The sequence below is a fragment of the Amycolatopsis samaneae genome, assembly GCF_039541975.1.
Classification (GTDB): Bacteria; Actinomycetota; Actinomycetes; order Mycobacteriales; family Pseudonocardiaceae; genus Amycolatopsis; species Amycolatopsis samaneae.
This window is the reverse complement of sequence record NZ_BAABHG010000011.1, coordinates 191,977-205,281: the sequence shown is the minus strand read 5'-3', so window position 1 is coordinate 205,281 and position 13,305 is coordinate 191,977. Positions and strand designations below refer to the sequence as shown.

The following is a 13,305-nucleotide window of genomic DNA, read 5'->3' as shown; positions in this document are numbered from 1 at the left end:
CTGGCGGGTGCGGTTACCGTGGTGGTAGTCATGAACGACGTTCCCACGAACGCGTGGGAGGCCATGGCTCGCGGTCCGCGCCGGTTCCTCGGGTCGAGCTGGCCGTGGCGGTCGTGGGGATACGTGGCCAGCGGGGCGTTGTTGGCGCTCCCGATGCTGCTGCTGAACACCTGGTTGTCCGGACACGACGCCGTGTCCGTCTACGTCATGACCGGTGTCGGACTGCTCCTGGTCAACGTGGTGATCGCCATTCCGCTGGCCGCGGTGGAGCGGCGGCGGCTGCGGCTGGTCGACCGCGAACCGGTGCACAGTCCCCACCCGTGTCTGTCCGGCACCGGTGTGCAGCACTGGCTGTGGACGCGGCTGCGGGAGGCCGCCACGTGGCGGGAGTTCAGCTACGCGGTGGCGTTCACGATCGTCCTCCCGTTCATCGACCTCGGCGTCATGGTCCTGGTGGCGGTCCTGCTCTACATCCCGGTCGCGCCGCTGGCCGAACTGTTCCTGGACACCGGGTCGTTGAAGTTCGGCCTGCCCATCACCAGCGTCACCGGGAAGATCCTCGCCGCGTTGGCCAGCGTGGCACTGGTGCCGCCGGTGGCCTACCTGATCAGCGTGGTGGCCGCGGGGCAGGCCGAGTTCGCCCGGATGCTGCTCGGGCCGAAGGGCGTGGAGCTGTCCAGCCAGGTGCACGAGCTGACCCGTTCGCGGACCCGGCTGGTCGACGCGTTCGAGGCCGAGCGGCGCCGGATCGAACGGGATCTGCACGACGGGGCGCAGCAGCGGCTGGTCACCCTGATCATGACGCTCGGCGTGGCCGAGCTCGAACTGGCCGCCGCCGACGGCGAGGGGCCGCGGCTGGTGGGCACGGCGCGGCGGGAGGCGGAGGGGGTGCTCGCGGAGTTGCGCGAGCTGATCCGCGGTATCCACCCGCAGGTGCTCACCGACCGGGGTATCGTGGAGGCGGTGATGGAGCTGGCCGATCGGTGCCCGATCCCGGTGAGCGTGGACATCACGCTTTCCGAGCGGCTCAAGCCCGGCATCGAGGCGGTCGCGTACTTCGCGGTGAGCGAGGCGCTGGCCAACGTGGTGAAGCACAGCCAGGCCGAGCGGGTCCGGGTGGCCGGCCGCCGGGACGGTGACCGGCTGGCGCTGACGATCTCCGACGACGGCGTCGGGGGTGCCGATCCCACCGCCGGGTCCGGGCTGCAGGGCCTGGCCGACCGGGTCGCCGTCGTCGGTGGCAGGCTTACGTTGATCAGCCCGTACGGGGGCCCGACTCACCTGCTCGTGGAGCTGCCATGTCACGCCCTCGGCTCCGGATAGTCCTCGCCGAGGACGCCGTCCTGTTGCGGGAGGGGCTCATCGAGCTGCTGGGCCGCTTCGGCCATCAGGTCGTGGCCGCGGTCGACGACGCGGAGGGCCTGCTCACCGCCGTCGACGAGACCCGGCCCGACGTGGTGGTGACCGACGTGCGGATGCCACCCGGCTTCACCGACGAGGGATTGCAGGCCGCCGTGGCACTGCGGGACCGGTATTCCGAGGTGGGCATCCTGGTGCTCACCCAGTACGTCGCGACGGCCTACGCGTTCGAGCTGCTGGAGTCCGGGGTGCGCTGCGGGGGCGGGCTCGGGTACATGCTCAAGGACCGGGTGGGCGCGGTGACGGAGTTCATCGGCGCGGTGGAACGGATCGCCGACGGCGGCACCGTCATCGACCCCGACGTGGTGCGGCAGTTGCTGCGACGCCAGCAGAAGAATCATCCGGTCGACCGGCTGACCCTCCGGGAGCGCGAAGTGCTCGCGCTGATGGCGGAGGGACGCAACAACGCCGCGATCGCCGCCGAGCTGGGTGTCAGCCAGGCCGCCGTGGCCAAGAACATCGGCAACGTCTTCGTCAAGCTCAACCTTTCCGAGGCGTCCGGACATCGCCGGGTGCTCGCGGTACTGAGCTATCTGCGCCGCTGAGTCACCCGGACCGCCGAGTTCCCGACTGCCCTCCTTAACCTTCGGTTCAAGGAGCTGGCTCCCACCGTCGCCGCCGAGCAGGCTTTGGGCGTGCCCGCGAATTTCCCGTGGGTCATTCGACGCCGATCGACGGGGGATTCGTGGACGTCGCGTGGCTGAGCCGAACTTTTCTCGACCTGGCCGAGGAACATCGGGTTCCCGGCGCGCAACTCGCGGTCCACCACTCGGGTGTGACCACCACGGTCGAACACGGCGAAGAACTGTATGGAAGTGGCAGGCCGGTAGGCACGAAGTCGAGTTTTCCGTTCGGCTCGGTGACCAAGCCGTTCACCGCGACGCTCGTCGCGCAGCTGGCCGGCGAGGGCGAGCTGGACCTCGACGCGCCGATCGGGGTCCACCTGCCCGAGCTGGCCGGTATGCGGGCGACCCCGCGACATCTGCTGGGCCACACCGGCGGGCTGGTGGCCGAGCACCGTCCGGCGGGCGCGGCGCCGTCGCCACGGTCCTATGTGGCCCGGTGCCGGGACCTGGTTCCGTTGTCTCCACCGGGACTCCGGTTCTCCTACTCCAATGTCGGCTACTACCTCCTTGGGCGCCTGATCGAGGTGGTGACCGGGCAGGACTGGCCGGACGCGGTGACCGGACTGCTGCTGGCCCCGCTGGGGATCACGCCGGTGTTCCGGTGTTTCCCGCCGGGGCCCACCGTCGGCGGGCACGTAGTGCGCGCAGGGCGGGTCCAGCCTGTTCCCGGGGAATTCCCGGTGTTCCGCGCTCCGGCCGGTGGGCTGGCCGGCAGCGCCGCCGATCTGGTGCGGTTCGGCAGGGTGCTCCTCGGCGAGGGGCCGTCGTTCGTGCTCGACGCCGCCGGGGCGCGCCTGATGCGGGGCGAACCGACCGGCGCCGCTCCGTTCGGTCTCGCCGACGGCTGGGGGCTCGGCCTGGCCCGGTTCCGTCACGCCGGGACCGACTGGTTCGGCCACGACGGCGGGAGCGACGGCACCACGGCGCATCTGAGGTTCGACCCGGCGAACGGCATCGCGGTCGCGGTCACCACGAACTCCGCCGACGGGACGCGGTTGTGGGAGGACCTCGCCGCCGAAGCCCGCATCGGCAGCTACGGGACGAGCGCCCCGCCCGGCCCGCCGGTCCCCGGGCCACCCGGGTGCGCCGGCGAGTACCGCAACGGGGACAACCACTACTCGGTCCGGCCCGGTGGTGCCGGATTCCGGTTGGACATGGGCACCGCGACCGCGCTGGACATGACCTTCCACGAGGGACTCGTGTTCGACGCGGGGCGGACCGCGGCCGGCCGCCCGGTGTACGTGGGCCGGTTCGGGCGGGACAGCGACGGCGCGATCGCCGTGCTCGAGGTGGCGGGCCGGGTGGCCAGGCGCATTCCGGATGGGGAGGACCCGAGGTGACCGACAGGATTCTGGACGCGGCGGAGGAACTGGTGCTGGACCTGCCGACCGACCGGCCACGGGCGGCGGCCGGCGAGGCCGGTACCGCCGTCGTCGGGTTCGAGCTGACCGCCGAGGTGCCTGCCCGGTTCGCCGCGGCGCCACTGAGCACGCTCGCGGCCGCGGTGACGGTGCTGCTGGCCCGCTACACCGGCCAGCGGGACATCGTGCTCGGGGTCGAGCTTCCGGCCGGGACCCGGCCGATACGGTCCACAGTGGACAGCGCGGCCCCGTTCGAGGACCTGCTGGCCGCCGTCGGCGCGGCGATCCGAGCCGATGACGACGACGAGGAGGTGGATCTCCCGCCGGTCTCGGTCACCGCAGGCTACTTCGAATCCGAAGTGGACAGTGTGCCTTCGCCGGTGGTGGAACTGGGTTTCCGGTTCCACCGGGAGAACGGCGGGCTGGCCTGTCTGCTCTGGTACCGCGCGGACCTGTTCGACCGCGCCACGGTCGTGCGGATGGCCGGGCACTTGGACACCGTGCTCGCCGGTGTCCTCGCGACGCCCGCCGCGCCGCTGTCCACCGTGCCCGTGATGACCGGCGACGAGCTGCGCCGGATCACCGTCGAGTGGAACGCGACCGCCGCCGAGTTCCCCGCCGACCGATGCGTGCCCGAGCTGATCGCGGAGCGCGCCGGGCAGGTTCCGGACGCGACGGCGGTGCTGTTCGGCCGCGAGTCGCTGACCTACGCCGAACTGCACACCAGGGCCAACCGGCTGGCGTGGCACCTGATCGATCGCGGGGCGGGGCCGGGAACGGTCGTCGGCGTGTATGTCGAGCGCGGCATGGACATGGTGGTGGCGATCCTGGCGGTGCTGCGGGCCGGGGCCGCGTACGTGCCGTTGGACCCGGCGCTTCCCGCCGAGCGGCTGGCTTTCCTGCTCGAGGACACCGAAGCACTGGTGGTGGTCACCCAGGAGCGGCTGCTGCCCCGGCTGCCGGACACCGGCGTGGACGTGGTGTGCCCGGACCGGGACGCCGCGGCGATCGCGGGCTGGTGGGAGGAACCGCCGCGGGTGGGCGCCACCCCCGGCGACCTCGCCTACGTCGTCTACACCTCGGGGTCCACCGGCACCCCCAAGGGCGTCATGGTCGAACACCGGGCGCTGTGCAACCTGGTCACCGCCGCGGCGCGGATCTTCGGCCTCGGCCCGGGAAAGCGCGTGCTGCAGTACGCGTCGCCGGGGTTCGACGGCGCGGTCTGGGACATCTTCATCACGCTGACCGCGGGCGCCACGCTGTGCCTGAGCCGGATGGACGCGCCGGACGCGCCGCTGGGCCTCGCCGAGCAGATCCGGGCCGAGCGGATCGATCTGGTCACGCTGCCGCCCGCCGCCCTCGCCGACCTGCGTCCCGAGGAGGTCCCCGGACTGGAGACCGTGCTGTCGGTCGGGGACCGGTGCCCGGCCGACCTGGCCGCGAGATGGGCCAAGACGCACCGGTTCGTCAACGGTTACGGCCCGACCGAGGCGACGGTGGGCGCGACCCAGTTCCACGGCGGGTGCGAGCCGGGCGCCGGATCGGTGCCCATCGGCCGCCCCCTGCCGAACATGCGGGTCTATGTGCTGGATCCCGATCTGAACCCGGTTCCGGTCGGGGTGGTGGGGGAGCTGTTCATCGGTGGTGCCGGGCTGGCCAGGGGATATCTGAACCGGCCCGGCCTGACCGCGCAACGGTTCGTCCCCTCGCCGATCGACCAGGACGGCCGGCTCTACCGGACCGGCGACCTGGTGCGCTGGCTGGCCACCGGCGACCTGGAGTTCGTCGGCCGTCGTGACGAGCAGGTCAAGATCCGGGGCTTCCGGATCGAGATCGGCGAGGTGGAGTCCGTCCTGCGCGAGCACCCCGGGGTCGCCTCGGTGGCCGTGGTCGCCGAGACGACCGGGCCGGGGCGCACACGGCTGGTCGGCTACGTGGTGCCCGCGGACGGCGCCGCGCCGACTCCGGCGCGGCTGCGCGAGTTCATGGCGCGGCGCGTGCCCGAGTACGTCATTCCCGGCGCCTTCGTGAGCCTGCCCGAGTTCCCGCTGAACGCGGGGGGCAAGGTCGACCGGCGGGCGTTGCCCGCGCCCGAGGCGGGGACGGCCGAGTACGTCGCGCCGCGCGGGCACACCGAGGAGCGCCTCCTGCGGATCTGGTCGCGGGTGCTGGGGACCGAGGGGATCGGGACCGCCGACGACTTCCTTGACCTCGGCGGCGACTCACTGGCCGCGATGCGGGTGCTGTCCAGGGTGCGGCGGGACTTCGGGGTGTCGCTGGCCGTGCGGGCCCTGTTCGCCGCGCGCACCGTGGGCGGCCTCGCCGAGCTGGTGGACGCGACGACCGGTGTACCGGCGGATCTCATTCCCGTCGAGCACCGCGAGGGCCCCGTCCCGTTGTCGTTCGCGCAGCAACGGTTGTGGTTCCTGCACGAGTTCGAACCGGACAACGTCGAGTACAACACGCCGGCCGGGTTCCGCCTGCGTGGCCCGGTGAACGTGCCCGCGTTGCGGACCGCGCTGAACGAACTGGTGGTGCGGCACGAGTCGCTGCGGACGGTGTTCGGGTCCGAGGACGGCCGCGGCGTCCAGCTGGTCGGCGAGCCCGCCGACGTCCCACTGTCCATCGTGGACATTTCGAAGGGGCTGCTCGCCGAGGAGATCACCGCGCCCTTCGACCTGGGCGCCGGGCCGCCGTTCCGCGCCCTGCTGGTCGCACTGGCGCCCCTGCTCGGCGTCGACGACCATCTCCTGGTCCTCACCATGCATCACATCGTGGCGGACGGGTGGTCGATGGGGGTGCTGGCCGGGGAACTGGGAGAGTTGTACTCGGCGGCGGTACGCGGTGAACGGGCCGAGCTGGCTCCGCTTCCCTTGCGCTACACCGACTTCGCCCGGTGGCAGCGGGGACGGCTGGCCGAACTGGACGAGCAGCTGCCCTACTGGCGCGAGCAGCTGGCCGGGATCGCGCCGCTGGACCTGGCGACGGACCGGCCCCACCCCGCGGTGCGGTCCTCCCGCGGCCATTCCGTCGGCTTCACGGTTCCGGCGCCGGTGACCGCGGGCCTGCGCCGGTTGGCGCTGGAGCGGGACGCGTCGCTGTTCATGGTGCTGACCGCGGCGGTGCAGGTGCTGCTGGCCCGCCGGTCGGGGCAGCGCGACGTCGCGGTGGGCACGGCCACCTCCGGGCGCGCCAGGGCGGAACTGGAGCGGCTGGTCGGGTTCTTCGTCAACACCCTGGTCATCCGGTCCACTGTGGAGGGAACCTTCGCCGGCCTGCTGGACCGGGTGCGGACCACGGTGCTGGACGCGTTCGCCCACGACGAGGTGCCGTTCGAACGGGTGGTGGACGCCGTCGCGCCGGACCGGGACCTGAGCCGCACCCCGCTGGTGCAGGCGATGGTCCTGGTGCAGAACTCCCCCGGCGGGCCCATGGAGCTGGCCGGGCTCGAGGTCGAGCGGGTCGAGCTGCCGCGCCCCACCTCGCGGTTCGACCTCACCTTCGAGTTCCGGGAGCGGGACACCGAGCTCGTCGCGCACCTCGAGTACCGCACCGACCTGTTCGACGAGGACACGATCCGGCGCATGGCCGATCACCTCCTGGTCCTGCTGGAGGGGGTTCTTGCCGACCCGGACCGCGCGGTCGCCGACCTCCCGCTGCTCACCGAGGGGGAGCGCGGCCGGGTGCTCCACGACTGGAACCGGACCGGCCTGGAGTTCCCGCCGGACCGCTCGCCCCTGCACCGGTTCGACGGTCACGTCCGGCGTACGCCCGGCGCGGTGGCGGTGACCTCCGGCGGCGACAGCCTGACCTACGCGGAACTGGACGCGCGGGCGAACCGGCTGGCGCGGCTGCTGATCGACCGGAACGTCGGACCGGACGCCCTGGTGGGACTGTGCCTGGACCGCGGCGTGGACCTGCTGGTGGGCGTGCTGGGCGTGCTGCGGGCGGGCGGGGCCTATGTGCCGCTGGACCCGGAGTACCCGGCGGACCGCCTCGCCTTCATGCTCGCCGACGCCCGGCCGTGCCTGGTGCTCACCCACGAGCGGCTGGCCGACCGGCTGCCCGCCACCGACGTGCCCGTCGTCGCGCTGGACACGCACCGGGCGCGCATCGCGGAACACCCGCCGACGGCGCCGCCGCACCGCGCCCTGCCCGGCCACCTCGCGTACGTGATCTACACCTCCGGCTCCACCGGCCGCCCCAAGGGAGTGCAGATCCAGCGGCACAGCCTGGCCGAGCTCCAGGAGTGGGCGGTCGCCGAACTGGGACCGGAGCGCCTGGCCCACGTGCTCTGCGCGACCTCGCTCAACTTCGACGTCTCGGTGTTCGAGCTCTTCGGCCCGCTGGCCACCGGCGGCCGCGTCGAGATCGTCCGTGACCTGCTGGCCCTCGCCGACTCGGCGGAGGGCTGGTCCGGCACCCTGCTCAGCGGCGTGCCGTCCGTCGTGGCCACCCTGGTCGGGGACGGCGCGGCGCGGTGGGACGCGCGGTCGGTGGTGCTCGCGGGCGAGGCGCTGCCACCGCGGCTGATCACCGCGATCCGGCAGGCCGTCCCGGACTGCGAGATCGCCAACATCTACGGGCCCACCGAAGCGACCGTGTATGCCAGCGCCTGGTACCTGTCCGGGGACTTCCCCGGCGGGACCGTCCCGATGGGACGGCCGGTGTCCAACACCCGCGCGTACGTGCTGGACGCGTCGCTGCGCCCGGTCCCGATCGGGGTACCCGGCGAGCTGTACCTCGCCGGCGCGGGCCTCGCGCGCGGCTACCTGAGACGACCGGCGCTGACCGCGCACCGGTTCGTCGCCGACCCGTTCTCCTCCTCCGGCGGGCGGCTGTACCGGACCGGGGACCTGGTCCGGTGGACCGCCCGCGGCGAACTGGAGTACCTGGGCCGGACCGACCACCAGGTGAAGATCCGCGGCTTCCGGATCGAGCTCGGCGAGATCGAAGCGGCCCTCGCCGGACACCCCGCGGTCGAGCAGGTCGCCGTCGTCGCACGGGACGACGGCGTCAAGCGGCTGGTGGCGTACGTCGTGCCGAGCGGCGAGGCCGATCCGGCGGACCTGCGCGCGTACCTGTCCGGGAGGTTGCCGGGGCACCTGGTGCCGTCGGTGTTCGTGACGCTGCCCGCCTTTCCCCTGACCGGCAGCGGAAAGATCGACCGGTCGGCGTTGCCCGCGCCGGAGGGCCGGGTGGCGGCCGCGTTCGTGGCGCCGCGCTCGGCGGCGGAGCGGGTGCTGGCCGGTGTGTGGGCCGAGGTGCTGGGCGTGGCGCGGGTCGGCGCCGAGGACAACTTCTTCGAGCTGGGCGGCGATTCGATCCTGAGCCTCCAGGTCGTGGCGGCGGCCCGGCGGCGCGGGCTGCGGCTGTCCTCGCGCGAACTGTTCCAGCGGCAGACCGTCGCGGCGCTGGCGGCGGGCCTGACCCCGGAGGCGGCCCCCGCGACCGGTCGACAGTCCACTGTGGAAGGCGAAGTGACGCTGACGCCGATTCAGCGGTGGTTCTTCGAGACCGTCACCGACACCCCGGCGCACTTCAACCAGTGGGTCTCGGTCGAGCTGACCGGCGACGTGGACGAGGACGCGTTGCGTACCGCGACGCGCGCGGTGGTCGCGCACCACGACGCGTTGCGGATGAGGTTCCGCCGCGTCGAGGGCGGGTGGACACAGTTCAACGCGGGCAGCCAGGACGTCGAGCCGGTGCCCGCAGGCGGGGCGATGGATCTGGAGCACGGGCCGCTGGTGCGGTTCGCGCGGCCCGAGCGGTCCCGGCTCGTCGTCAGCGCGCATCACCTGGTGGTGGACGGCGTGTCCTGGCGGGTCCTGCTGGACGACCTCCAGACCGCCTACCGGCAGGCCCGCGCCGGGCAGTCCGTCGACCTCGGCCGGAAGACCAGTTCCTTCCGGGACTGGGCGGCGCGGCTCGCCGACCACGTGGCGGCGGGCGAACTGGACGACGAGTACCCGTACTGGGGCGAGGTGGCGGGCGCCGTGCCCGCCGGCCCGCCGCCGGGCACGGACAGCGGGGTGCTCACGACCCGGCTCGGCCCCGCCGAGACCACCGCGCTGCTGTCGGAGGTCTCCGGGGTGTACCGGACCCGGATCGACGACCTGCTGCTCAGCGCGCTCGGCCGGACGCTGGCCGCCTACCACGGCGGCGACCGGGTGGCGATCGCGCTGGAGGGTCACGGCCGGGAGGACCTCTTCCCGGACCTGGACCTGTCCCGCACGGTCGGCTGGTTCACCACGCTGTTCCCGGTCGTGCTCGACCTGCCCGCCGAACCCGGCTGGGCGGCGACGCTGAAGTCGGTCAAGGAGCAGCTGCGGGCGGTGCCGGGCCGGGGCCTCGGCTACGGCGCGCTGCGCTACCTCGGCGCGTCGGGTGACCGGCTCGACGGCGGGCGGTGGCCGTGGCTCAGCTTCAACTACCTCGGGCGGCTCGACGCGCTGGCCGCCGCGGGCGAGCTCTACCGCGGCACGCCGGCGGACATCGGCTTGGACGAGGCGCCGGGCCGGGCCCCGGCGCATCCGGTGTCCGTCGTCGGCAGGGTGAGTGCGGGGGAACTGGAGATCAGCTGGGACTACGCCGGCGTCGACGGGGCGGTGATCAGGCGGCTGGCCGACGGCCTGATCGACGCGCTGAAGGAGATACTGGCGCACTGCCGGCAGCCCGGTGTGGGCGGCTGCACGCCGTCCGACTTCCCGCTGGTCCCGCTGGACCAGGCCACGGTCGACCGGCTCGCAGGCGACGGGCGGTCCGTGCGCGACATCTATCCGCTGACCCCGGCCCAGGGCGGCATGCTGTTCCACAGCCTGGCCGATCCCGAACCCGGCCAGTACCTCACCCAGCTGACCATCGACCTGGACGGGGTCGCCGATCCGCGCGGGCTGGGGGCGGCGTTCCAGCGCGTGGTCGAGCGCACCCCCGTCCTGCGGACGTCGATCGCGTGGGAAAACCTGCCCGAGGCACTGCAACTGCTGCACGCGGACGTCCGGCTGCCGGTGACCCACCTCGACCGGCGTCAGCTGAGCGGGGAGGCGCTGCGGTCGGAAACCCGGGCGCTGCTGGCGGCCGACCGCGCGGCCGGGATCGACTTCGCCACGCCACCGTTGTCGCGGCTCACCGTCATCCGCTCCGGCGAGACCACCGTCCGTCTGGTGTGGACGTTCCACCATCTCCTGCTGGACGGCTGGAGCGGCTCGCAGGTGCTGGCCGACGTCTTCGCCGAATACCGGGGGCGGCCACCGGTCCCGCGCCGTCCCTTCCGCGATTACGTGTCCTGGCTGTCCACACAGGACCAGACCGCCGCCGGGAAGTACTGGCGGCACGTCGTCGCCGACCTGGAGGCGGCCACGCCGCTGCCGGTCGACCGGCGGCAGCCCGCCGCGCATCGCGCCCGGCCCGACGCGGTGCTCGACTGCGCGTTGCCCGCGGAACTCACCGGCAGGCTGACCGGGTTCGCCAAACACCACCGGCTCACGCTCAACACGGTCGTGCAGGGTGCCTGGGCGTTGCTGTTGTCGCGCTACAGCGGGGACCGCGAGGTGTGTTTCGGCGCGACGGCGGCGGCGCGGCCCGCCGAACTGCCCGGCTCGGACACCATGGTGGGACTGTTCATCGACACCCTGCCGGTCCGCGTGGCGGTGGAGGGCGGCCGGGAGGTGGTGCCGTGGCTGCGCCGGCTCCAGGCCGACCAGGCCGAGGCACGGCAGTACCACACGGTTTCGCCTGCCCAGGTGCGGTCGTGGAGCGGCGTGCCGGCGGGCGGCGCCCTCTTCGACAGCATCGTGGTGTTCGAGAACTACCCCGTCGATCGGGACGCCGCGGCGGGCCACGGCCTGCGCGTGCGCGCGATCGACGCGGTGGAGTCGACCAACTATCCGCTCAACCTCGTCGCCTACGCCGGCGACCGGCTCTCGCTGGAGCTGCGCTACGACTCGCGGTCGTTCGACGCGTCCACAGTGGACAAACTGGGCACGCATCTGCGTACCCTGCTCGAAGGCATCGTGAGCGGCGCGCACCGGACCATCGCCGCGGTGCCGATGCTGTCCGGGGCCGAGGTCCACCGGCTGACGGTGGAGTGGAACGACACCGCGGCCGCGTTCCCTCCCGGCCTGCTCGTGCACCGGGTGGCCGAACGGCAGGCGGCCCGCACCCCGGACGCCCTCGCGGTCCGGTTCGGCGACACCGAGCTGACCTACGCGGAACTGGAGGACAGGGCGAACCGCCTGGCGCACCTGCTGATCGAGCGGGGAGTGGGGCCCGACGTCCCGGTCGCCATCCTGCTGGAGCGGTCCCTGACCTGGGTGATCGCGGTCTGCGCGGTGCTCAAGGCAGGCGGTGCCTACGTCCCGTTCGATCCGGACTATCCCCCGGAAAGACTGGCCTACGTCCTGCGGGACGCCGCCGCCCCGGTCCTGCTGACCCAACGGGAACTGGCGTCGCGGCTGCCGGCGGCGGAGGCCGAGGTGGTGTGCCTCGACGGGGAGTGGCCGGAGGGTCCCGGCCACGCCCCCGCGGTGCCGGTCGGGCCGGACAACCTGGCCTACGTGATCTACACCTCGGGCTCGACCGGGCGGCCCAAGGGCGTGCTGATCACCCATCGCGGCCTGGCCGACCTGTGTTCCGGGTACGTCCGGGACTTCGGGCTCACCGCCGCGGACCGGGGAGCGCTGGTCGCCGCGCTCGGGTTCGACGCGACGGTGTTCGAGCTGTGGCCGCCCCTGATGGTGGGCGGCAGTGTCCACATAGGACACGGTGACGTGCTGCGCGATCCGGCGAGGATGGTCGGCTGGTTCGCGGACTCGGGGGTGACGATCTGCTTCCTGTCCACACCCCGGCTGGACGGCGTGCTCGACCAGCCCGCCATCGCCGGGACGAGCCTGCGGTGGCTGCTGGTGGGCGGCGACGTGCTGCGCAAGGCGCCACCGCCGGGCCTGCCGTTCCCGCTCGTGAACGTCTACGGGCCGACGGAGTGCAGCGCGCTGTCGACCTCCGTCGTGATACCCCCGTCGGCCGGTCCGCAGGCCGAGGTGCCGCCGATCGGGCGTCCACTGGCCAACAAGCGGGTGTACGTGCTGGACGCGAACCTGAGCCCGGTCCCGGCCGGCGTGGTGGGGGAGCTGTACATCGGCGGTGTGGGGCTGGCCAGGGGCTACCTGAACCGCCCCGGCCTGACCGCGGAGCGGTTCGTCGCGTCGGCGATCGATCCAGGGGGGCGGCTGTACCGCACGGGTGACCTGGCGCGGTGGCGGTCCGACGGCACCGTGGAGTTCGTCGGCCGTGCGGACAACCAGGTGAAGCTGCGGGGTTACCGGATCGAGCTCGGCGAGATCGAGGCGGCGCTGGTCGGGCAGCCGGGCATCGCCGAGGCCGTGGTCACCGTCCGGGAGGAGCGGCCAGGGGTCAAGCGGCTGGTCGGTCACCTGGTGCCGGTCGGCGGCGCCGTGCCCGACGTGACCGGGCTGCGCGCCGCGCTCGGGCGGGAGCTGCCCGGATACATGGTGCCCACGGTGTTCGTCGCGCTGGACCGGTTGCCCCTCACTCCGAACGGGAAGGTGGACCGGCGGGCGTTGCCGATGGGCGGGGCCATCGCCGACGGGAAACCCCAGGTGGAGCCGCGTGATCCCACCGAGCAGGCGCTGGCCGCCCTGTGGGCCGAGGTGCTCGGGGTGGACCGGGTCGGCGTGCACGACAACTTCTTCGACCTCGGCGGCGACTCCATCCTGAGCGTCCAGCTCGCCGCGAAGGCGGCCGCCGCGTTCGGCACGCCGGTGTCGCCACGGGAACTCTTCGACCGGCCAACGGTGTCCGAGCTGGCCCAACACATCCTGGCCACGATCCTCAGCACGATCGAGCAGGCCGCCGCGAATCAGCCTGGAGGGGAACGCTGA

4 protein-coding genes are annotated in these 13,305 nt (G+C 73.0%); all 4 read left to right on the top strand.

The genetic code is table 11. The annotated features are described in order from the left end of the window. Window positions 1–30: 30 nt before the first annotated feature. Entirely contained in the window at window positions 31–1,323 is a 1,293-nt protein-coding gene (locus tag ABD987_RS28250) for a sensor histidine kinase (protein ID WP_345400317.1), read from the top strand. Beyond that, the gene (locus tag ABD987_RS28245; RefSeq protein WP_345400314.1) at window positions 1,299–1,964 is read left to right on the top strand and encodes a response regulator; all 666 of its coding nucleotides are present in this window, start codon (window positions 1,299–1,301) and stop codon (window positions 1,962–1,964) included. Before ABD987_RS28250 ends, ABD987_RS28245 begins: the two co-directional genes overlap by 25 nt. A gap of 140 nt (window positions 1,965–2,104) precedes the next feature. Next, complete coding sequence (locus ABD987_RS28240) at window positions 2,105–3,385, top strand: serine hydrolase domain-containing protein (protein ID WP_345400311.1); 1,281 nt, start codon at window positions 2,105–2,107, stop codon at window positions 3,383–3,385. Next, window positions 3,382–13,305: an amino acid adenylation domain-containing protein gene (locus tag ABD987_RS28235; protein ID WP_345400308.1), complete on the top strand. Its 9,924-nt coding sequence runs from the start codon at window positions 3,382–3,384 to the stop codon at window positions 13,303–13,305. The genes ABD987_RS28240 and ABD987_RS28235 overlap by 4 nt, the downstream gene beginning before the upstream one ends.